Source organism: Curtobacterium sp. MCBD17_013 (assembly GCF_003234565.1).
GTDB lineage: Bacteria > Actinomycetota > Actinomycetes > Actinomycetales > Microbacteriaceae > Curtobacterium.
This window is the reverse complement of sequence record NZ_QKTU01000005.1, coordinates 165,459-187,258: the sequence shown is the minus strand read 5'-3', so window position 1 is coordinate 187,258 and position 21,800 is coordinate 165,459. Positions and strand designations below refer to the sequence as shown.

The following is a 21,800-nucleotide window of genomic DNA, read 5'->3' as shown; positions in this document are numbered from 1 at the left end:
GGCGGGGACCGCGGGTGGGCGGGTGACCTCGTGGCGACCCTCCGAGCTGCTGACGGCGCCTCGGGCGAACTCAGGACCGCCGTGCTCGTGAACGCCAGCGGCACGTGGGGCACGCCCTTCGTGCCGTGGTACCCGGGCCGCGACCGGTTCGCCGGTCGGCAGCTCGACACCACGGGCTACCGCAGCGCCGAGGAGTTCCGGGGCCAGGACGTGGTCGTGGTCGGCGGCGGCACGAGTGCGATCGGCTTCGTGCTCGAGCTCGACGGCGTGGCGGCCTCGGTCACGTGGTGCACCCGCCGTCCGATCGAGTGGCGGGACGAGTCGACGCTCGGCGTGGAGTCCGCCGTGGCCGCCGTGGCCGAGCAGGACGCAGCTGCCCGAGCGGGTTCGGTCCTGCCGAGCATCGTGCACGGGACGGCCGTTCCGGTGTCACCGCGGATCCGGAGTGGCCTGGATCGCGGCGTGCTCGTCCCGCGCCCGGTCCCCGAGCGCATCGAGCCCGACGGCGTGCGGCTCGCCGACGGGTCGTTCCACCACGCCGACGCGATCATCTGGGCCACGGGGTTCCGGCCGGACGTCCGGCACCTCGGTCCGCTCGGGCTGCGGACCCCGGCGGGCGGGATCGAGGTGGCCGAGGGCCAGGCGATCCGCGACCCGAGGGTGTTCCTGGCGGGGTACGGGCCGCAGGCGTCGACGCTCGGGGCCGACCGTGCGGGGCGGTCCATCGCGCGGCGCGTGCTCGCCCGGCTCGAGCGCGGGGCGTCCTGAGCCGGAGACACGGCACCAGCACCGGCACCGGCACCGGCACCGGCAGCGGCAGCGGCGTCAGTCCTGCCCGCGCCCGGTCTCCTGCTGCAGCCGGTCGATGTTCTCGGACGCCTCGGCCTTGGTCAGGTCGGCGGGGAGTTCCTCACCGGCCTCACGCGCGAGCGTGTCCAGGTAGCTGCGCTGCGGGCCGGTCATCGGCTCGTCACCGGTGACCCAGTCCGACGGGTCCTTGCTCGCGGTGGTCGAGGGGTCGGGGCGGGGGCCGCCGAGGGTCTCGCCGGCGTGGTCGTCTGCGTTGCTCATGCCCGGGAGGCTACGCCGCACCCCCGACACGCACCTCGACGGCCGGGACCGAGCGGGGTACGCCTACGCGGCGATGGCCTCGGTGACGTACCGGACCAGGTCGGGCCCGACGCCGGAGACCGCCACGGGCACCGGACCCCGGTGGCCGCGGTCGACCCACATGGTGTTCGCGGGGGCGTCGAGGCGGACGATCTCGGCCCGCTCGCCCTGCTCGACCCAGAAGGCACGGACACGGACCGACCCGGGTGCGGGCGCGGGCGGTAGACCCGCGCGGTCGCCAGCGTGGTCGGGGTAGACCCCGGGCGCGAGCACGGGCAACACGGGCGTGGTGAGCACCGCGACGGCCGATGCACCGTCCTCGGTCCGGGCGTCGTCGCGCACCTCGACGACGCGGACGACCTCGTCCCGCGGCAGGGGAGCGTCGAGCCGGAGGTCCCCGGGCGACCCGGCCAACGCGCGGAACGCGGGCCGACCGTCGGGGCCGACGTGACCCTCCCGGTCGTCGATGCGGACGCGACCGCGCGTGCGGGTGTCCGCGAAGAGCCCGGGGCGCAGTCCGGCACCGTGCGCTTCGGGGAGGGGCACGATCACCAGGTCGGGCCGGTACCAGTCGCGGAGCGTCGCGGGGTCGACCCAGCCGACGGTCGGTGTGCCGCGGACGAGTTCAGCGCCGTCCTCGGCGTGTTCGTCGAGCGCGCCCGTGGGCCAGGGGCCGCGGACGGCGACCATGCCGTCGTGGCGCCCGTCAGCGGCCGAGGACGGCACGTCCGTCAGCACCTCGACCCGCTTGGAGACCTTGCCGCCGTGGCTGTCGAGCGTCGCGTAGGTCCGGAGCGCCTCCGGCGCGCTCGTGGTCCAGTCGGTCATGGTCGGCCATCCTACGTCCGGGTCCGGGTCCGGGTCCGGGTCCGGGTCCGGGTCCGGGTCCGGGTCCGGGTCCGGGTCCGGCCCGGTCAGTCGTGCGAAGCGGGGGTGCGGCCGTGCGCGGCGGGGACGAGCGCGGGCAGCTCGCCGCAGTCGCCCGCCGGGTCCACGCCCTCGGCGGGGCCCGCCGGTCGCGTCGCGCGGCGGACGTGCACGCTGTTCCGCTGGTCCGACCGGAGCAGCCGGTCGGTCCGGAGGAGGTCCTCCGTGCCGCGGTTCGTCTGCTCGGCGCCGCGGTGCACCTGCGGCCGGATCGGCTCGCCGCGTCGCTCCTGGCCGGGCAGCGGCCGCGAGCGGCGGCCGTACAGCAGCTCCGAGGAGTCGAGCAGCCACGGGACGAGGGCGACCGTGACGCCGTGCACGAGGAGCAACTTCTTGCGGATCCGGCGCCCGCGGTGGTTGTGGAGCAGGGCCTCCCACCAGTGTCCGACGACGAAGACGGGCGTGTAGACGGTCACGACCTCGGCGCCGTGCTCCTGCCGGTGCGCCTTGATGTGCTTGATGAGCGGCATCGAGATGTCGCGGTACGGGCTCGGCACGATGGTGAGCGGGCACGTGATGCCGTAGTCGCGCCACTGCTGCTGCAGGGTCGCGGCGTCGGCCTCGTCGATGGCGACGTGCACCGCCTCGAACGACGCGTGCTTGGCCGCGATCGCGTAGTCGAGCGCCTTGATCACCGGCTTCTGCAGCTTGTTGACGAGGACGATCGCGTGGTCGCCCGTGGCGCCGAACCGGGTCTCGTCGTCGGCGGCGATCTCGTGCGAGACGTCGCGGTAGTACCGGTTCACGCCGAGCATGAGCAGGAACAGCACCGGCATGATGACGAACACGAGCCAGGCGCCGTGCGTGAACTTCGTGATGGTGACGACGACGAGCACCACGAAGGTGAACGACGCACCCGTGGCGTTGATCGACAGGCTGCGCCAGATCTGCCCGCGGTTCGGCGGGTCCGTCGCGAGCAGCCGGAGCCAGTGCCGGACCATGCCCGTCTGCCCGCACGTGAACGACACGAACACGCCGATGATGTACAGCTGGATGAGCGCCGTGACGTTCGCCCGGTAGACGATGAGGAGTGCCGCGGCGACGAGCGCCAGGACGATCACGCCGTTCGAGTAGATGAGCCGGTCGCCCCGGGTCGACAGGGCCTTCGGGGCGTACGAGTCGCGGGCGAGGATCGACCCGAGCAGCGGGAACCCGTTGAACGCGGTGTTCGCCGCCAGGAGCAGCACGGCCGCGGTGGTCGCCTGGATCACGAAGAACAGGACACTGCCCCCACCGAACGTCGCCGCCGCGATCTGCGCGATGAGGGACCGCTGGGGCGTCGTCGTGCAGTGCGCCAAGCCCCGGAGGTCGCACGCGCTCTCGGCGTAGTGCACGTGCGCGATGAGCGAGAGCGCGACGAGGCCGACGAACAGGACGATCGCGATGCCGCCCATGAACACGAGCGTCGTCTGGGCGTTGCGGATCTTCGGGCGGCGGAAGGCCTGCACCCCGTTGGCGATGGCCTCGACGCCGGTGAGGGCGGAGCACCCCGACGCGAACGAGCGGAGGAGCAGCAGCACGAACGCGGCGCGCGTGATGCTCTCGGTGTTCGCGATCGTGTACCCGGCGCTCTCGGCGACCGGGGCGTGCCCCAGGGCCGTGCGGACCAGGCCCGTGACGACCATGACGAACACACTCGCCACGAACAGGTAGGTCGGGATCGCGAACGCCTTGCTCGACTCGCGCACCCCGCGCAGGTTCACGGCGGCGAGCAGGACGACGAACACGAGCGCGAGCTCGACGCGGAACTCGTCGAGCATCGGCAGCGCCGAGATGATGTTGTCCACGCCCGAGGCGACCGACACGGCGACGGTCATCACGTAGTCGACGAGCAGGGCGGAGGCCACGACGAGCCCGGCCTTCTCGCCGAGGTTCCGGTGCGCGACCTCGTAGTCCCCGCCGCCCGACGGGTACGCCTTGATGAGCTGTCGGTAGGACGCCACGACGACGACGAGCAGGAGCACGACCAGGGCCGCGACCCACGGCGCGAAGGTCAGGAACGACATCCCGCCGAGCAGCAGGATCATCAGGAGCTCCTGCGGCGCGTACGCAACGCTCGACAGCGGGTCACTCGCGAAGATCGGGAGCGCGAGGTGCTTCGGGAGGAGCTGACCCTCGAGCTGCTGCGAGGGCAGTGGATCCCCGATCAACCGGGCCTTGAGCGACCGGATCTCGTTCGTCACGAGGGGACAACCTACTCAGGATGGAGGGGCTGTCAACACGGCACCCGTCCCCGTTGTTCCCGATCAGTCCCGGAGTGTCGACCGGATCCCGTCGAGTCCTCGCCGGAGGGCGGCGACGACCTCGGGCGTGAGCGTGCCCCGGGTCGCGCGTCGGCGGGCCTCGGCCCGGACCTCCTGCCGGAACGTCGCGAGGAGCAGTTCGACCTCGCGGAGGGACCGGGTGCCCTCGTTCGGCGTCGAGGTCGGCGCCCCCGCCGGGTGGGGACCCGATCGGTGCGGGGCGGCCGGTCGAGCGGACGCGGCGAGGTCGGCGCGGAGCGACCGCATCGCCTCGCCGACCGAGGCGCGCACGCCGTCCGCGAGGGAACGCACCGAGTCGGTGACGCCGGACTCGAGGTCGGCGACCTCGTCCTGGCGCGCGGCCAACTCGTCGCGACCGGCCTCGGTGATCGCGTAGACGGTCTTGCGGCCGTCGGCCTCGCTGGTCACGAGGCCGTCCTCCTGCAGCTTGCCGAGACGGGGGTACACGGTGCCGGCGCTCGGGACGTACACGCCGCCGAACCGGGTGCCGAGCGCCTGGATGAGTTCGTAGCCGTGCATCGGGCGCTCCGCGAGCAGCACGAGCAGGTACAGGCGGAGCTGCCCGTGGGCGAACACCGGGCTCATGCGCCGAGCCCCTCGGTGCCGTCCGTCGTCCACGTGCCGTCGGTGTCGTCCGTGGCCGTCGCGCCCGCCGTCGCGCCCGCCGTCGGGCTCGCGGCGCTCGGCTCCGGGTCCGCGTGGAACAGCGCGAACCGGCCGGACACCGTGGCCACGCGCACGTCGGCCCAGCGCCCCTCGAGCGTGCCGGACCGGCGGGTGTACGGGCCGTGCACACCCCGCACCTCGTCGTCGTCGAACTGGAGGCGTCCGGTCGCCGTGGTCACGGAGCACGCGTACCCCACGCCGTCCGCGAGCCGGAGGCTCACCGCGCCCGAGACCGTGCTGACCCGGACGCCGTCCGGGACCCCCTGCAGGTCGAGCAGGACGTCGGCCGAGATGCCGTCCGCCGTGAGCCGGGTGACCGCGCCGGTGGCGGCGACGTCGCCGGAGACCGTCCGCACGGCGAGGGCGCCCGCGTGCTCGCGGACGGTCACGGTGCCCGAGACGCTGTTGACCTGGAGGTCGCCGCTCACCCGGTCGACGACGAGGTCGCCGGACACCGCGTGGAGCGCCGCGTCGTGCGTCAGCCCCGAGACGAGTGCGCCGGCCGAGACGACCCCGAGCGTCAGTGCCACCTGCCGCGGGACGAGGATGCTGACGTCCGCGGACTCCTGACCGCGGAAGGCCCGGAGGAAGCCGAGGGGGTCGTCCCAGCGGACCTGGGCGTGGTCCACGGTGAGCACACCCGCGTCCATCTCGACCCGCAGCGGCCGCCCAGAGACGGCGTGGACCTCGACCCGCGCCGTGGGTTCGTCGTGCGCGACGACGTCGACCTGACCCCCGACGAGGCCGACCTTGAGCTGCCGGACCACCCCGGTGTCGATGACCTTCGGCTCGTCGACGAGCCACTTCTCCTGCGCCATGGTGCACTCCGATCTCGCGATGTATCGCGTTGTCGTGCCGGCAACCGTACGCCCGTGGGACGGGGCGATCAAGGGTCATCCGTCCGGCGGATGCCGAGCGAGCCGCCCTCGCCGATCCTGGAGGCATGGAAGCACCGGTCCTGCCCCGTCGCGTCGTCGTCCCCCCGCGATCCGGCGCGCTCCCGCGTCCCGCCGGCGTCGTCGTCGCGCTCGCCGGGGCCCTGCTCGTCGGGATGCTCACGAGCATCGGCCAGAGCGGGTCGGCGTTCGTCGCCACGTTGTCGAACGCAGCCGGCCCGTGGTTCGTCGCCGCGGTCCTCCTGGTGCTCGTGGTCCGACCCGGCGCGCGTTGGGCGGCGGCGCTCGGGGTCGTGTGTCTCGAACTCATGCACGTCGGCTACTGGGCCGCGACCGTGCTCGCCGGTCGACCCGACGCGCTGTCCCCGTTCGGGACATGGGAACTCCTCGGGGTCCCCGCGGGCGTCCTCGCCGGACTCGTCGCCGTCGGCGTCGTGTCCCGTGACGGCCGGGTCCGCGGTGCGGCGGCCGGCGTGGTCGGCGCCGTCCTCGTGGGTGAGGGGATCCGGGGACTCCTGGTCGTCGCGGCGACGACGAGCAGCACGGCCTGGACCTCCGAGGTCGTCGGCGGCGTCCTCTGCGTCGTCGCCGCGGTCGTCGCCGGTCGCAGCCCGATCGGCCGCGTCGTCGCGCTCGGGACGGGCGTGGTCGGGGCCGCCGGCGTGCTCGGCGCGCTCCTCGTGGTCTGACCGGCGGTCGACCCGCGGGGCACGTCCGGCCGGGCGCGGTGTCAGGCCCCGCTGGGAGGATCGACCGGTGCACCTCCTCTCGGTCCTCAGCCTGCGCAACCGCGCCCTCATCGCGCTGGTCACCATCGTCGTCGCGATCTTCGGTGGGGTCGCCCTCACGAGCCTCAAGCAGGAGCTGATCCCGAGCGTCGAGTTCCCCCAGGTCGCGATCGTCAGCACCTACCCCGGCGCGACGCCCGAGGTCGTGTCGAACGACGTGTCGACCAAGATCGAGCAGGGGATCCAGGCCGTCCCCGACCTCAAGGACACCACCGCGACGTCGTCGACGAGCCAGAGCGTCGTGTCAGCCGAGTTCCAGTACGGGTCGAACCTCGCCAGCGCCGAGGACAAGATCCAGACGGTCGTCAACGCCCTCGACCTGCCCGACAGCGTCCAGACCCAGATCGTCACGGGGTCGTTCGACGACATCCCGGTCCTCCAGCTCGCGGTCTCCGAACCCGGCACGAGCGAGCAGACCCTGGTCGGGCGGTTGAACAAGACCGCGGTGCCGGACCTCGAGAAGCTCGACGGGGTGCGTGAGGCCGACGTCTACGGCAACCCCGGACGCCGCATCGTCATCACGCCGGACCAGACGGAACTCGCCGAGCGCGGCGTCGCACAGACCGCGATCAGCGACGCCCTCGACGACAACGGCACGCTCGTCCCGGGCGGAACGATCACCGAGCACGGCCGGACCCTGTCGGTGCAGACCGGGTCGAGCCTCGGGTCGGTCGGTGACATCCGCGACCTCCCGTTGGCCGGCGCCCGCGTCGCGACCACCATCGGCGACGTCGCCGAGGTGAGGCTCGTCGAGTCCCCGCGCACGTCGATCAGCCGGGTGAACGGCAAGCCCGCGCTCACCATCGCCATCACGAAGACGCAAGAGGCCAACACCGTCGACGTCTCCCGCACCGTGCAGGACGCGCTCCCCGGCATCGAGGCGAAGGTCGACGGCTCGCCGCGGTTCACCGTCGTGTTCGACCAGGCGCCCTACATCGAGCAGTCCATCGACTCCCTGGCGGAGGAGGGCCTGCTCGGACTCGGGTTCGCGGTCGTCGTGATCCTCGTGTTCCTGCTGTCGTGGCGCTCGACCCTGGTCACCGCGATCTCGATCCCGACGAGCGTGCTGCTCACCGCGATCGGCATGGAGGCCGCCGGGTACACGCTCAACATCATCACCCTCGCCGGCCTGACGATCGCGATCGGCCGTGTGGTCGACGACTCGATCGTCGTCATCGAGAACATCAAGCGGCACATGCAACCGGGCGTCGACCGGCTGCGCGCGGTGCTCGACGGCGTCCGCGAGGTCGCCGGTGCCGTGACCGCGTCGACACTGACCACGGTCGTGGTGTTCCTGCCGGTCGCGTTCGTGCAGGAGCTCGTCGGCGAGCTGTTCCGGCCGTTCGCGCTCACCGTGTCGATCGCGCTCGCCGCGTCGCTGCTCGTCGCGCTGACGATCGTGCCGGTGCTCGCGTACTGGTGGCTCCGGCCCGGACGGGGATCCGGGCAGTACCAGTCCGCGACCGCCGACACGGCCCCGGTCGACCCCGTCGGAGCACACCGCGCGGCGCCCGCCGAACTGGTGGCGGCCGAGTCCCGGTTCGCCGCGGGGGCCTCGTCCGTCGACACGACGCTCGGCAGCGCCGCGGACCTGCACGACGCCGGGCACCGCGACCGCCTGCGCCGGGGCTACCTGCCCGTGCTGGACTGGGTGCTGCGGTTCCCGGCGCTCGTCCTCGTCCTCGCCGTGCTCGTCCTCGGTGGCACCGCGGCTGCGCTCCCGTTCGTCAAGACCAACTACCTCGGCGACTCCGGGCAGAACACCTTCACGGTGAGCCAGTCGCTCGCACCGGCCACGAGCCTCGCGGAGCAGTCCCGCTCGGCGCGCCGGGTGGAGCGTGCGCTGCGTGACGTGGACGGCGTCGACACCGTCCAGGTGACGATCGGCTCGAGCGGCAACTCGATCCAGGCCGCCTTCGGCGGTGGGGGGAGCGCGTCGATCACGTACTCCGTCACCACGGACGACAGCGCGGACCAGACGGCCCTGCAGTCCCGGGCGCGTGCCCGGCTCCGGGCGCTCTCCGGCGTCGGGACGGTCTCGCTCGCCTCGACCTCGGGCTTCGGGTCGACGTCGGACATCGACGTCGACGTGACCGCCCCGACGCAGGCGCGGCTCCGGTCGGCGGCCGAGCAGGTGCTCCACGCCATGCAGGACGTGCCGAACACCACGGGTGCGTCGAGCAACCTGTCCGCCGCGCAGCCCTACCTGGCCGTCCGTGTCGACCGCGCGAAGGCGGCCGCGGCGGGCCTCACCGAGACCCAGGTCGGCGGGATCGTCGCGGCATCGGTGTCGCCGCAGGACAAGGGGACGGTCGAGTTCGGCGACCAGACGCTCGACGTGTACATCGAGAACCCGCACCCGCCGACCAGCGCGCAGGCCCTGCGCGACCTGTCGATCCCGGCCGCCGCAGGTGCCGTGCCGCTGTCGTCCGTCGCCACGGTCGACCAGTCGAACGGGCCGACCACGGTCACGACCTCGAACGCGGTGCGCACGGCGACGATCACGGTCACGCCGTCGGCGACGAACCTCGGCGCCGCGACGCAGTCCGTGACCGACGCCGTGGACGGCCTCCACCTGTCGAAGGGTGCTGAGGCCTCCATCGGCGGTGTCGCATCGAGCCAGTCGTCGGCGTTCCGACAGCTCCTCCTCGCCGCGCTCATCGCGATCCTCATCGTCTACGTCGTGATGGTGGCGACCTTCCGCAGCCTGCTCCAGCCGCTCCTCCTGCTCGTGTCGATCCCGTTCGCGGCGACCGGCGCGATCCTGCTGCAGGTGGCGTCGGGGATCCCGATCGGCGTCGCGTCGCTCATCGGCGTGCTCATGCTCGTCGGCATCGTCGTGACGAACGCGATCGTGCTCATCGACCTCGTCAACCAGTACCGGCGACGGGGGTTGCGCGTCCGAGAGGCGCTCGTGGAGGGCGCGGCCCGACGTCTCCGGCCGATCCTGATGACGGCACTCGCCACGATCTTCGCGCTCGTGCCGATGGCGGTGGGCATCACCGGACACAACGGGTTCATCTCGCAGCCGCTCGCGCTCGTCGTGATCGGAGGCCTCGTGTCGTCGACGCTCCTGACCCTCGTGGTCCTCCCGGCGCTCTACTACGTGGTCGAGCGTCGGCGGGAACGGTTCACGGACGTGCGGACGAGCGTGCCCGTGTCGGTCCCCGGTGCGCGGGAGGCCCACCACCCGCGGCACTGACCCCCGACCGAGCGGCACCCGCTCTCGGGACTGTCACAGGGTGCTCCCACCGCCGACACTGGTGGTCGTGACCATCCGCGACGTCCCGAGAGCCCAGCGCGCGACCACCGAGTGGTCCGGGATGACGTACATCCACACCGGTGCGGAGCTGCTGCTCGGCATCTCGTTCATCGTCACCGTGGTGTTCGCCGCGCTCGGTGTGGTCGAGCACCACCGCTCGATCGTCGCGGAGGTCGCGGCGATCGCGTTCATCTGCTCCCTCGCCGCCGTGCTCCTCGACTGGGTCACCGCGACCGACGAGGACCCGCGCGGCTGGGACTGACACCTTCCCACGGAAGCGGCCCCGTTCCTCCCGGGAGGAGCGGGGCCGTCGTCATGTCCCTGTCGGGCGTCAGCCGAGTCGGCGACGGAAGTACGCGACGACCCGTTCGCTCATCGCGCGGTCGAGCTGCGCGATCGAGTGCGCGGTGCCGCGGACCTCGACGAGGGTCACGGGGACGCCGTGCCGTCGCAGGGCGCGCGCCAGGTGCTGCGACTCCCACAGCGGGATGAACTCGTGGGTGCTGTGCCCGATGAAGAAGGGCGGGGTCTGCGCGGTCACGTCGTCGACGGGGGAGGCCCGCCGCGCCGCCGGACAGTCGGCGTAGCGGGTGCATCCCAGGTAGAGCAGCTGTTTCCGAGCGAACGACGGCGTCACGCCGCCGGCGCCCGTGGAGGCCGCGGTCAGGTCCGAGGGCCCGCTCAGCTCCGCGACGGCCCGGATCCGGTCCCCGTTCGCGTACGCGGTCGACGCGTGGTCCTGCACCGCGAGCATCGCGGCGAGGTTCCCGCCGGCGCTCCCGCCGAACACCCCCACGCGTTCCCGGTCGACGCGGAACCGGTTGAGCGTCGTCGTGCGGAACACCCAGTCGAGGGCGCGCCGGACGTCGTCGAGTCCGGCGGGGAACGGGTCCGTCGGCGCCAGGCGGTAGTCGACGTCGAACACCACGAAGCCCTGGGATGCGAAGTACTCGCACACCGCGTGGTAGGCCGCGGTCGCCTTGTCACCGTGTGACCAGCTGCCGCCGTGGATCATCATGACGGCAGGGCGGTCGGTGGTGCCCTGTCCCGCCTGCGCGCCGACCCCGCCACCCGGCAGGGGCGCAGCGGTCGCGGTCGCGGTCGCCGCGGCGGCCTCGTGCCCGGCGGGCAGGCAGACGTCGAGGCGCTGCAGCCGGTCCTCGCCGTATGCGACGTCGGACACGGTCCGGACGTCCGGGTACCGCAGCGACAGCGGGTAGATCACCGGTCCCGCGTCGACCGTGGCGTTCGTGTCGCCGGTGGGGCCCTGGACGCATCCGGTGAGCACGAGCACGAGCGCGAGCGCGACCGTGGTGAGGGCCGGGAGCCGTCGGTGGTCCCCGACGCGTGCGACACCGGGGGCGTGACGGCGCTGACGGACGGGAGACGGCATCGCGCCCAACCTATCGGGAGCATCCGTGCGGGGCTGGCGTCCCTCCGGGTTCGCGACTAATGTAGGTAGGTCAGCTCTCGACAGCGCGGCATGTGGCCGCGACGGGTGTGTGTGTCTCGAGGGCTGGAGTCACGTCGATCACGACGGGACGGACCCCCTCCCCGCACTTCGATCCGGCCGACGGCGCCTCGGGTCCTGCGGCATGTCTGCACGCCGGAAAGAACTCGCATGTCCCCCTTCAAGAAGGGCGCGCCCTCGCGCGCCGACAACACCGCCCGCCACGCGAACGGCACCCCTGCCTCGCGGAGCCCGAAGCACCGCGGCTACCGTGCCGAGGAGCCGTCCGCTGGTCGCCAGAAGGCGCGGTGGGACGCGGCGGAGCGCCGCGACCGCGCCGCGTCCGGGGAGCGCTCCGGCCGCCCGAACTGGGAGCCGCGCAGCAACGACGACGACCGCAGCCGCGGGCGGTTCCCGCGCGACGACCGGCGCGGCGCGCGGTCGTCCGACCGGGACGACCGCGGCGGCCGGTCGTACGACCGGAGCGACCGGGGCGGCCGGTCGTACGACCGGAGCGACCGGCCGCAGCGTCCCAACGACCGAGATGACCGTGGCGGCCGCTCGTACGGCCGGAGCGACCGGCCGCAGCGTTCGTTCGACCGGAACGACCGGAGCGACCGGCCGCAGCGCTCGTTCGACCGGGACGACCGGCCGCAGCGCTCGTACGACCGGAACGACCGGCCGCAGCGTTCGTTCGATCGCAGCGACCGGAACGATCGGCCGCAGCGTTCGTTCGACCGGAACGACCGGAGCGACCGGCCGCAGCGGTCGTACGACCGGGATGACCGTGGTGGACGTTCGTTCGACCGGAGCGACCGGAGCGACCGGCCGCAGCGTTCGTTCGATCGGAACGACCGGAGCGACCGGCCGCAGCGTTCGTTCGATCGGAACGACCGGAGCGACCGGCCGCAGCGTTCGTTCGACCGGAGCGACCGGCCGCAGCGCTCGTACGACCGGGACGACCGGCCGCAGCGTTCGTTCGACCGGAACGACCGGAACGACCGGCCGCAGCGTTCGTTCGACCGCGATGACCGGACCGGTCGCACCCCGCGCGCCGCAGAGCGCTCGGGCCGCCACTTCGGCGATGCCCGTGAGGACCGTCCCGCTTACGTGCCTGCGGACGACGTCAAGCTCGAGAAGCTCCAGGCCGATGCCACCGTCGCCGCGGACGTCGAGGGCGTGACCTTCGGCGACCTCGGCATCGGCTCCAACATCGTGCGGGTGCTCGCGGAGCTCGGCGCGGATCGTCCGTTCCCGATCCAGGCCGCGACGATCCCGGACGTCCTCGCTGGCAAGGACGTGCTCGGTCGAGGCCGCACGGGCTCCGGCAAGACGATCGCGTTCGGCGCGCCCCTCGTCGAGAAGCTCATGGAGAACGGTGGGGGCAAGAACCGCCGGATGGGCCGCAACCCCCGTGCGCTCATCCTGGCGCCGACGCGCGAGCTGGCGCTGCAGATCGACCGCACCGTCCAGCCGATCGCCCGTGCGGTGGGCCTGTTCACGACCCAGATCTACGGCGGGGTGCCGCAGGGCCGTCAGGTGGGCGCGCTGCAGCGCGGTGTCGACATCATCGTGGGCACGCCGGGTCGCATCGAGGACCTCATGGAGCAGGGCCGCCTCGACCTCAGCGAGGTCGTCGTCACCGTGCTCGACGAAGCCGACCACATGTGCGACCTCGGGTTCCTCGAGCCCGTCCGGCGCATCCTCCAGGCGACCGCCGACGTCACGCCGACCGGTGCGCGCGCGCAGAAGCTGCTGTTCAGCGCGACGCTCGACACCCAGGTCGCCGCGCTCGTCGACGAGTTCCTCGTCGAGCCGTCCGTGCACGAGGTCCTCGGGGAGAACCAGGCGTCCTCGACGATCGACCACCAGGTCCTCGTCGTCGAGCAGCGCGAGAAGGACCGCGTCATCGAGGAACTCGCGAGCGGCGACGGCAAGACCGTGGTGTTCGCGCGGACCCGTGCCTACGCCGAGCGTCTGGCCGACCAGCTCGAGGACGCCGGCATCCGGGCGACGAGCCTGCACGGCGACCTCAACCAGTCCCGACGCACCCGGAACCTGTCGCTCCTGACGAGCGGCCGGGTGAACGTCCTGGTCGCCACGGACGTCGCGGCGCGCGGCATCCACGTCGACGACGTCTCGCTCGTCATCCAGGCGGACCTGCCGGACGAGTACAAGACGTACACACACCGCGCGGGGCGCACCGGCCGTGCCGGCAAGGAGGGCACCGTCGTGACCCTCGTCACGCGGAACCGCGTCCGGAAGATGGAGGGCATGCTCGAGCGCGCCGAGATCGACGCCCCGATGACGCCCGTCGCTCCCGGCGACGCGCTCGTCACGGAGCTCGCCCAGCGCTGAGGCCGGGCGCGATCACGGACGGGAGGGACGGTGCGGGGTGACCCGCGCCGTCCCTCCCGTCGTTCCCCACCTGCGCGTCAGGACACGAAGAAGAGGAGCCCGCGGACGTACCCGGCCTGTCCAGCGTGCTGGACGCAGTCGTCGAGGATGCTGACGAGGCGGACGCCGGCGGTCACGGGCGGGTCCCATGCCTCGTCGACCACGGCGTCGAGGTCCTCGGGTGCGAGGCCCCGGACGTACTCGAGTGTCCGGGCGGTGGTCGCGCGGAGGTAACCGAGCAGCAGGTCGGACGATGCGCGGACCCGTCCGACGTCGTCGCGGGACATGCCGTACCCCAGCGCGTCGGCCGGGAACGGCAGGCCGAACCGGTCGTACCAGCCGTCGCTCGTCCACACCTGCTCGCTGCCGGTGAGGTCGGCGATCTGCGCGTCCTGCCCGCGGGCGATGTGCCAGGCGAGCCAGGCGAGCGTGTTCGCACCGGCGGCGGGCCGAGCGGCGAGCTGGTCCTCCGACAGGTTCCGGACGGCGCGTTCGACGGTCTCGGGGACGCGGGCGAACGCTTCGGCGAGGAGTTCTGCTGGTGTCATGTCCGCCACGCTAGCCCCGGGCGCCGACGGTGGACGGGCGGACCCGGGACACTGTGGAGGATCAGCCCGCGGCGTGGACCGCGTCCGGGCAGCCGTCGGCGCTGGCGCACTCGCCCAGGCGCGCGGCGACCTGCTCGAACGCCCGCGCGAGCGGGACGAGGTACTCGGTGGGGATCCCGGACTCGAACGCCGCGCGGTAGACGACCCCGATCTGCTCGGCGGTCTCGGCCCCCGTCGGCGTGAGTTGCAGGAGGACGCTCCGCCGGTCCTCCGGGTTCGGGCGTCGCTCGATGTGCCCGCGGTCGACCAGGCGGTCGACGAGGTTCGTGGTGGCACCGGTCGAGAGTGCGAGGTACTCGCTCGCCTGTTTCGGGGTGACGCCGGCCTCCGCGACCGAGAGGAAGAACACGAAGCGCGCGTCCGTGGCGTTGAGTCCGCGCGCGGCGCTCTCGCGGGTCAGCACGCGGGCGTGGTGCACCTGCATGAGGCGGTACGCGTTGAGCACGCGGGCGAGTGCCGCCGCGTCCGTGCCCGCGTCCGTGCCCGGGGCCCTGTCCGTGGCCGTGGTGGTGGTGTCCGTCATGTCGTCCCTGATCGTCGGCGGCGCCGAGCGTGCTCCCGCCGGCACTCCATCCTCGCTCGGCGCACCTCGATCAGCAAGTATCTTGATAATCAAGCCATGTCCCCAGCAGTGGGGGTATGGCTCGGGTTGTAAGCAGCACGATGGCAAAGTAACTTGATGGTCGTACCAAGCGCCCCATCGCAGACCACATCGCAAGGAGTACCGTCATGCCCCGCGTCAGCCCCCGCACCGCCCGTGTCGCCGCCTGGATCGCCATCCCCGCCGCCTTGATCGCCTCCGGCGTCGTCGTCTCCACCGCCTCGTACTCGGCCTTCTCCGCCACGACGGTGAACCCCACCAGCAACTGGACCGCCGGGACCGTCGCCCTCTCGGACGACGACGCGAACACCGCGCTCTTCTCGGCCACCAACCTCAAGCCGGGTTCGACCGGCTCGAACTGCATCACCGTCACCTCGACGGGCTCGCTCGCTTCGGCCGTCAAGCTCTACGGCACGAGCGCGGCCACCACGAACGGGCTCTCGTCCTACGTGAACATCTCGGTCCAGCAGGGCACCGGCGGCGGCTTCGGCAGCTGCACGGGCTTCACCCCCTCGAGCACCAACGGCACGCTCTACACGGGCACGCTCGCGAACTTCGCGTCCTCGTACACGAACTACAGCAACGGCCTCGGCACCTGGACCCCGACCGGCTCCGCCTCGGAGTCGCGCGTCTACCAGGTCACCTACACGGTCTCGTCGACCACCCCGAACTCGGCGCAGGCCGGCACGGCGGCGCTCGGCCTCACCTGGGAGGCCCAGAACAGCTGAGCCCCCACCTCCTGACCGCCCGTGACGGCGAGCGGTCAGGACCGGTGGGACCGGGCGCGCCCCCACTGCGCCCGGTCCCGCCGACACCACCACCGTCGACCGGGAGGCACGACCTCCCACCCAGCACCACCCACCAGCCCGATCCACCACCAGCGGTGCCGCCCCCGAGGAACGAGTCATGACCACGACCAACATCGCCATCCCGGCCCCCGCCGCGGTGCCCGCGGTGCGCGTGGACCGGCTCCGTGACCTGCGCGACTGGAACCGCCTGGTCATCGCCACCGTCGCACGCGGCGTCATCGCCACCATCCTCGGCATGGCGCTCTGGGCCGTGGCACCGGCCGTCATCGGCTGGCACCCCACCACCGTCATGACGGGTTCGATGGAGCCGCGCCTCCAGCCGGGCGACGTCGTCGTCTCGAAGCCGGTCGCGCCGACCTCCCTCCACCTCGGTCAGGTCCTGCTGTACGACGACCCCGACCAGCCGGGCGAGCTCCGTCTCCACCGCTTCCACGAGGCGGGCGAGGACGGCCAGATCATCACCAAGGGCGACGCCAACCCGCAGGCGGACTCCACGCCGATCACGCGCAGCGCCGTCCACGGTGTCGGGTTCATCCGCGTGCCGTACATCGGGATGCCCGTCATGTGGCTCCGCGACGGTGAGTGGAAGAAGGTCGCGATCCTCGTCCTCGCGCTCACCGCCATGGCGTTCCTGTCCACGATCGACGCACCGCTCCGTCGCGGCCCCGTCGTCGCCGCGACGGACGACGACGAAGCCGGGGAGGGCCTCCCGGACGACGTCGACGACCTGCTCATCCCCGTCCTCGTCGACGAGGACGAGGACGACGACGCGGACGTGCCGTCCGGTGCCCCCGCGGCACAGGGCCGGGAGGGACGTCGCCGTCTCCCCGCTCGCCTGTTCGCCCTCATCGTCGGCTCGGCCGTCGTGCTCGCCGCCGTCGGGACCGGACTGCTCCTGCCGAGCAAGGCCGAGGCCGCGCCCTTCGGCGCCATGACCTCCACGAGCGCGTCCTTCGGGGCCGCCTCGTCGTTCTCCTGCCTCGGTCGCACCGTGACCTACTCGCCGACGATCGACTACGCGTTCAACGCGGCGTCGGGCACGAGCGAGACCGACCTCGGTTCCAGCGGCACGACGGCCACGCTGTCGAGCGGTGTCACCCGCGTCGCCGGCACGTGCGGTTCGAGCCCGTACGTGACGCTCGACGGCGCGACCGGTCAGGTCACCTCGACGTCCACCACCAAGATCACCGCCCCCTCCGTGTTCACGGTCGAGGCGTGGATCCGGACCTCCACCGCCGCGGGCAAGGTCATCGGCTTCGGCAACAGCCAGACGGGCAGCTCGAGCGCGTACGACCGACAGCTGTACATCAACTCGGCGGGCGCCGTCTCGTTCAGCGTCTACAACAGCGGCAACATCACGCTCACGTCGACCAAGACGGTGACGGACGGCCGGTGGCACCACGTGGTCGGCACGATGTCGTCGAGCGGCATGGTCCTCTACGTCGACGGCGTCAGCGTCGCCACGAACACGAACACCGCTGCCGAGCCCGACTCCGGCTGGTGGCGCATCGGGTACGACAACCTGAGCGGCTGGCAGAACGCGCCCACGAGCAACTACTACAAGGGCGACCTCGACGACGTCGCGGTCTACAACTCGGCCCTGTCGGCTGCCCAGGTCAGCGCGCTGTACTCCGCCGGCCGCTGATCCTCCCAGACCCCCGCGGTGCACGGTGTCCCTGACCGGCACCGTGCCCGCGGGCCCCACACCCCGGCGCAGCCGGCGATGTCCGCGGTGCCCGCTACCGTGACGTGGTCCGGACGCTCCGGGCGCAGCGGCGGAGGGGGCACATGCGGATCCTGCACACGGGGGACTGGCACCTCGGGCGGACACTGCTCGGCGCGGACCTGCTCGACCACCAGGCGGCCTTCCTGGACCACCTCGTCGATCTCGTGCAGGAGCACGCGGTGGACCTGGTCGTCGTCGCGGGCGACGTCTACGACCGGGCGGTCCCACCCGTACCGGCCGTCCGCATGCTGTCCCGCGTGCTGGAGCGACTGAGCGCCCTCGCCCCCGTCGTCGTGACGCCCGGCAACCACGACTCCGCCGTGCGCCTCGGCTTCGGCGCCGGCGTGATGTCGGAACGGGTCCGGATCCTCGCCGAGGTCGAGCGGCTGCACGAGCCGGTCCTCCTGGACGACGACCACGGCACGGTCGCCGTCTACGGGGTGCCCTACCTCGCGCCGGACATGGTGCGCCATGCGCTCGCGGCCGATCCCGACGCGCCGCTCGCACGCTCGCACGAGGCCGTCGTCCGTGCCGCACTCGACCGGGTCCGCGCCGACCTCGCTCGCCGTCCCGGTGTCCGGAGCGTCGTGGTCGCGCACGCGTTCGTCGGCGGCGGCGCACCGAGCGAGAGCGAGCAGGACATCCGCGTGGGCGGTGTCGACCGCGTGCCCGCGGGCGTGTTCGACGGCATCGACTACGTCGCTCTCGGGCACCTGCACGGCCCGCAGCGGGTCGGCGACGGCGACCGCATCCGGTACGCCGGTTCGCCGCTCGCGTTCTCGTTCGGCGAGCGGCACCAGCGCAAGTCGGTGACCCTCGTGGAGCTCGGTGCGGACGGCGGGGTGTCCGTCGAGTTGCTCCCCGCACCCGTGCCGCGGCGGCTCGTCGACGTCCGGGCGACGATGGCCGAGATCGAGCAGGGGGCGGCCGCCGAGCACGCCGATGCCTGGGTCCGTGTGAGCGTCACCGACACCGTGCATCCGGATCGCATGTACGCGCGGGTGAAGGACCGGTTCCCCCACGCCCTGTCGATCCTCCACGAGCCCGCGGGCGGTGCCACCGATCGCACCGCCGCGACCGTCACCGCCGCGTCGGACCCGGTCGAGGTCGCGGCCGACTTCGTGGCGTTCGCGACCGGTGGCCCGGCGACCGAGGCCGAGACCGCCGTGTTGCGCGACGCGTACGAGGCCGCCCTCGCCGCCGGAGGGGAGCGCTGATGTACCTGCACCACCTCCGTCTCGCCGCCATCGGCCCGTACGCCGAGACGGTCGACATCGACTTCGCGGCGCTCGGGGCCTCGGGTGTGTTCCTGCTGGAAGGGCCGACGGGCGCGGGCAAGTCGACGATCATCGACGCCGTCGTGTTCGCCCTCTACGGGTCACTCGCGGGCGAGGGTGCGAGCAAGGACCGCCTCCACAGCCACCACGCCGAGGCCGGGGTCGAGCCGTTCGTCGAGCTCGTGTTCGAGACCGCGGCAGGGGTCCACCGGGTCCGGCGCACCCCCGCCCACGACCGCCCGAAGAAGAGCGGAGGCGGCACGACGCGGCAGAACGCGTCCGCCCGCCTGTGGCGGCTGGCCGCGCCCGGGGACGCCGTCGGGGAACCCCTGTCGATCGCGACGCAAGAGGTCGGCGCCGAGGTCCAGCGCATCATCGGGCTCGACCGCGCTCAGTTCGTGCAGACCGTCGTGCTGCCGCAGGGGGAGTTCGCCCGCTTCCTGCGCGCTCCCGGTGAGGACCGCCGTGCACTGCTGCAGTCGCTGTTCGGCACGGACGTGTACGAGCGCACGACCGAGGAACTCGTCGCTCGCCGCCGTGCGGCCGCCGCGGCGGTCGAGCGTGCGGACGCCGCCGTGCACGACGCGCTCAACCGCCTCGCCGAGGCGGCGGGCCTCGAGACCGTCGACGAACTCGCCGCCGATGCCGTGGTCGTCGAGGTCACCGCCGCCGCGCACGAGGCGACCACGGCCCGGGACGCCGCGGCGGGTGCCGCCGCGCGCGCTCGCGCCGACCTGGCGGACGCGGAACGCCGGGCGCGGTCACTCCGGCGCCGGGCGGACCTGCTCCGCCGACAGGCCGCGCTGTCGGACCGCGCGGAGCAGGTCGCCGGTGCCCGGGCCCGGCTCGAGCTCGCGGAACGGGCCGGCCGCGTGCTCGGCCTGGTCGTCGGCCTCGACACCGCCCGCACGCGTGCCGAGCGTCGCGGCGCGGACCTCGCGCGGGTCGTCGCCGAGCACCGGGACGCCCTCACACGCCACACCGTCGGGGTGGGCGCCGGAGCCGGTGGCGCGCCGCTGGACGCGGACGGCAGCGTGTTCGAGGACCTCGAGTCGATGCCGGCGGTCGACACCACCGCGCTCGCCGCGCACGCCGCCGCGCTCCGCGACGTCGTCGCGGGTGTGCGGCACGCCGTCGCGCTCGAGCGCGATCTGCCGGCCCGGCGCGCAGCCCTCGCCTCGGCCCGCACCGAGCTCGCCCGCGCCGAGGAGCGCCGCGCCGCGCTCGAACCCCTCCTCGACGCCCGGCCCGCCGAACGGCTCGCGCTCGTCACGATCTCCCGCGCGGCCGCGGACCGGGCCGCCGACGGACCCGTCGCGGAGCGCGCGCTGGCCGACCTCGACGCCGTGCGGGTCCTGCTCGACGACCGCGACCGCGCCGCGGCCGACGCGACCGCCGCCGACGCCGACCTCGCCGCCGCGTCGCTCCGGGCGCAGGCGGCCATCACGCACGAGGCCGACCTGCGGACGCGACGGGCGGCGGGCCTCGCGGGTGAGCTCGCCGGCGTCCTGACGCCGGGAGAGCCCTGCCCGGTGTGTGGTTCCGTCGATCACCCGGCGGTCGCGGCGCCGCTCGACGGCCACCCGACGGACGACGACATCGAGGCCGCCGCCGACGCCCGCGCCACCGCCGACGTCGACCAACGCGCCGCCGCCGCTCGGCAGGCGGTCGCGCGGCGTGAGTGCGACCGGCTCACCACCGCGATCGGTGCGGCGACGCCCGAGTCCGTCGCCGCGACCGCGTCGGCGCTGCGCGACCGGATCGCGCGTGCGCACGCTGCCGCGGCCGAGGTCGCCCGGGCCGAGGAGCAGCTCGAGGCGTTCGACCGCGACACCCGCGCCCTGGCCGAGGAACGCAGCACGCTGGCCGCGCAGGTGGCGGCCGGGCGCGCCGGCCACGCCGCCGATACCGCCGCCCTCGCCGCCGACGAGGCCACCGTGGAGCGCTGCCGTGCCTCGGTGGTCGACGCCGGCGGTGTCGGCACCGGCTCGCTCGACCAGGCCGTCGCCGCGCTCGATCGTGACGCGGCAGCCTGTGCAGCCGTCGCCGCCGCGGCCGACGCCCTGCGGAGCGACGACCGTGACGTGCTGGCCCGCGCAGCGGAGGTCGAGCGCGCGCTGGGGGACGCGGGGTTCGCCGACGCCGACGCCGCCCGCGCCGCCGGGCTCGGGCCGGACGAGGCGTCGCGGCTCCGGTCCGAGGTCGCGGGAGCCGAACGCGAGCACGCGGTCGTGCAGGCCGGCCTCGCCGAGGCGGACGTCGCCGCGGCCGAGCACGACGCCGTCGACGGAGCCGAGTTGGAGGCCGTCCGGACGCGTGCCGACGGAGCCGAGGAGGCCCTCCAGACCGCCACCGGTGCGGCGGCGACCGCGGAGGCCCGTGCGGTCGCGACCTCGGCTCGACGCGCCGACCTCACCCGGGCGGTGCGGGCACGACAGGAGACCTCGGCCGAGAGCCGCGCGGTGGTCCGCCTCGCCGACATCGCGACCGCGGCGTCGAGCGTCAACCCGACGGGCATCACGCTCGGCACGTACGTGCTCATGCGGCGGTTCGAGGATGTCGTCGCCGCCGCGAACAGTCGACTCGGCGCGATGCTCGGGGGCCGGTTCGCGCTCGAGGCCTCGGACGAGCGCGAGACGTCCTCGCGCGCCCGTCGCACGGGCCTGGCGCTCGCGGTGCGCGACCACGAGACCGGACGCACGCGCGATCCCCGGAGCCTGTCGGGTGGCGAGACGTTCACGACGTCGCTGTGTCTGGCGCTCGGCCTCGCCGACGTCGTCCAGGCCGAGGCCGGCGGTGTCGAGCTCGGCACCCTGTTCGTGGACGAGGGGTTCGGCACGCTCGACCCGGAGACACTCGACGGCGTCGTCGGGCAGCTGACGCGTCTGACGGCCGGCGGACGCCAGGTCGGCATCGTCAGCCACGTCGAGGAACTCAAACAGCGGATCCCCGACCGGATCGAGGTCCGGCGAGCACCGGGCGGAGGGTCGACGGTGCGGACGACGGTGTGACCCGCGCG

The 21,800-nt window shown here is 73.3% G+C and carries 17 protein-coding genes; 9 read left to right on the top strand and 8 right to left on the bottom strand.

What is annotated here, in order from left to right; translation table 11 throughout:
• On the top strand, positions 1-768 hold a 768-nt coding region (locus DEI81_RS08285), incomplete at its 5' end, for an FAD-dependent oxidoreductase (RefSeq protein WP_181435353.1).
• A gap of 57 nt (positions 769-825) precedes the next feature.
• Here the strand turns inward: DEI81_RS08285 and DEI81_RS08280 are convergent.
• The 5 genes from DEI81_RS08280 to DEI81_RS08260 form a co-directional block, all read right to left on the bottom strand.
• Entirely contained in the window at positions 826-1,071 is a 246-nt protein-coding gene (locus DEI81_RS08280) for a DUF3072 domain-containing protein (RefSeq protein WP_111010194.1), read from the bottom strand.
• Between the two features lie 63 nt (positions 1,072-1,134).
• Positions 1,135-1,938, bottom strand: coding sequence for a hypothetical protein (locus tag DEI81_RS08275; RefSeq protein WP_111010192.1), 804 nt, complete (start codon positions 1,936-1,938; stop codon positions 1,135-1,137).
• A gap of 86 nt (positions 1,939-2,024) precedes the next feature.
• The gene (locus DEI81_RS08270) at positions 2,025-4,220 is read right to left on the bottom strand and encodes an APC family permease (protein WP_258368568.1); all 2,196 of its coding nucleotides are present in this window, start codon (positions 4,218-4,220) and stop codon (positions 2,025-2,027) included.
• Positions 4,221-4,283: 63 nt separating this feature from the next.
• Positions 4,284-4,886 carry a PadR family transcriptional regulator gene (locus DEI81_RS08265; RefSeq protein ID WP_111010190.1) on the bottom strand — a complete coding sequence of 201 codons (603 nt, stop codon included), beginning with the start codon at positions 4,884-4,886 and terminating at the stop codon, positions 4,284-4,286.
• Entirely contained in the window at positions 4,883-5,785 is a 903-nt protein-coding gene (locus DEI81_RS08260; RefSeq protein WP_111010189.1) for a DUF4097 family beta strand repeat-containing protein, read from the bottom strand. The genes DEI81_RS08265 and DEI81_RS08260 overlap by 4 nt, the downstream gene beginning before the upstream one ends.
• Before the next feature lie 125 nt (positions 5,786-5,910).
• Here DEI81_RS08260 and DEI81_RS08255 point away from each other — a divergent pair, with 125 nt between their 5' ends.
• The 3 genes from DEI81_RS08255 (at position 5,911) to DEI81_RS08245 (ending at position 10,175) form a co-directional block, all read left to right on the top strand.
• Positions 5,911-6,552 carry a DUF6518 family protein gene (locus DEI81_RS08255; protein WP_111010187.1) on the top strand — a complete coding sequence of 214 codons (642 nt, stop codon included), beginning with the start codon at positions 5,911-5,913 and terminating at the stop codon, positions 6,550-6,552.
• 67 nt (positions 6,553-6,619) lie between these two features.
• Positions 6,620-9,853, top strand: a complete 3,234-nt coding sequence (locus DEI81_RS08250; protein ID WP_111010185.1) for an efflux RND transporter permease subunit — start codon at positions 6,620-6,622, stop codon at positions 9,851-9,853.
• A gap of 67 nt (positions 9,854-9,920) precedes the next feature.
• Complete coding sequence (locus tag DEI81_RS08245; protein WP_146242790.1) at positions 9,921-10,175, top strand: hypothetical protein; 255 nt, start codon at positions 9,921-9,923, stop codon at positions 10,173-10,175.
• Positions 10,176-10,244: 69 nt separating this feature from the next.
• On the opposite strand, the gene DEI81_RS08240 is transcribed toward DEI81_RS08245, so the two are convergent.
• Entirely contained in the window at positions 10,245-11,306 is a 1,062-nt protein-coding gene (locus DEI81_RS08240) for an alpha/beta hydrolase (RefSeq protein WP_111010182.1), read from the bottom strand.
• Between the two features lie 228 nt (positions 11,307-11,534).
• Here DEI81_RS08240 and DEI81_RS08235 point away from each other — a divergent pair, with 228 nt between their 5' ends.
• Positions 11,535-13,721, top strand: coding sequence for a DEAD/DEAH box helicase (locus tag DEI81_RS08235; protein ID WP_111010180.1), 2,187 nt, complete (start codon positions 11,535-11,537; stop codon positions 13,719-13,721).
• Positions 13,722-13,798: 77 nt separating this feature from the next.
• Here DEI81_RS08235 and DEI81_RS08230 read toward each other — a convergent pair whose 3' ends face one another.
• Both DEI81_RS08230 and DEI81_RS08225 read right to left on the bottom strand, forming a co-directional pair.
• A complete protein-coding gene (locus tag DEI81_RS08230; RefSeq protein WP_111010178.1) occupies positions 13,799-14,308 on the bottom strand; it encodes a DinB family protein in 510 nt (169 codons plus the stop codon).
• Positions 14,309-14,369: 61 nt separating this feature from the next.
• Entirely contained in the window at positions 14,370-14,891 is a 522-nt protein-coding gene (locus DEI81_RS08225; RefSeq protein WP_111010176.1) for a MarR family transcriptional regulator, read from the bottom strand.
• 206 nt (positions 14,892-15,097) lie between these two features.
• Between DEI81_RS08225 and DEI81_RS08220 the strand changes: the two genes are divergently transcribed.
• The 4 genes from DEI81_RS08220 (at position 15,098) to DEI81_RS08205 (ending at position 21,792) form a co-directional block, all read left to right on the top strand.
• Positions 15,098-15,697 (top strand): hypothetical protein, encoded by a 600-nt coding sequence (locus DEI81_RS08220; protein WP_111010174.1) that lies wholly within the window; start codon positions 15,098-15,100, stop codon positions 15,695-15,697.
• A gap of 178 nt (positions 15,698-15,875) precedes the next feature.
• The gene (locus tag DEI81_RS08215) at positions 15,876-17,423 is read left to right on the top strand and encodes a signal peptidase I (RefSeq protein ID WP_111010172.1); all 1,548 of its coding nucleotides are present in this window, start codon (positions 15,876-15,878) and stop codon (positions 17,421-17,423) included.
• Positions 17,424-17,566: 143 nt separating this feature from the next.
• A complete protein-coding gene (locus DEI81_RS08210; protein WP_111010170.1) occupies positions 17,567-18,721 on the top strand; it encodes an exonuclease SbcCD subunit D C-terminal domain-containing protein in 1,155 nt (384 codons plus the stop codon).
• On the top strand, positions 18,721-21,792 hold the full coding sequence (locus DEI81_RS08205) for an AAA family ATPase (RefSeq protein WP_111010168.1): 3,072 nt from the start codon (positions 18,721-18,723) through the stop codon (positions 21,790-21,792). The genes DEI81_RS08210 and DEI81_RS08205 overlap by 1 nt, the downstream gene beginning before the upstream one ends.
• Positions 21,793-21,800 lie beyond the last annotated feature (8 nt).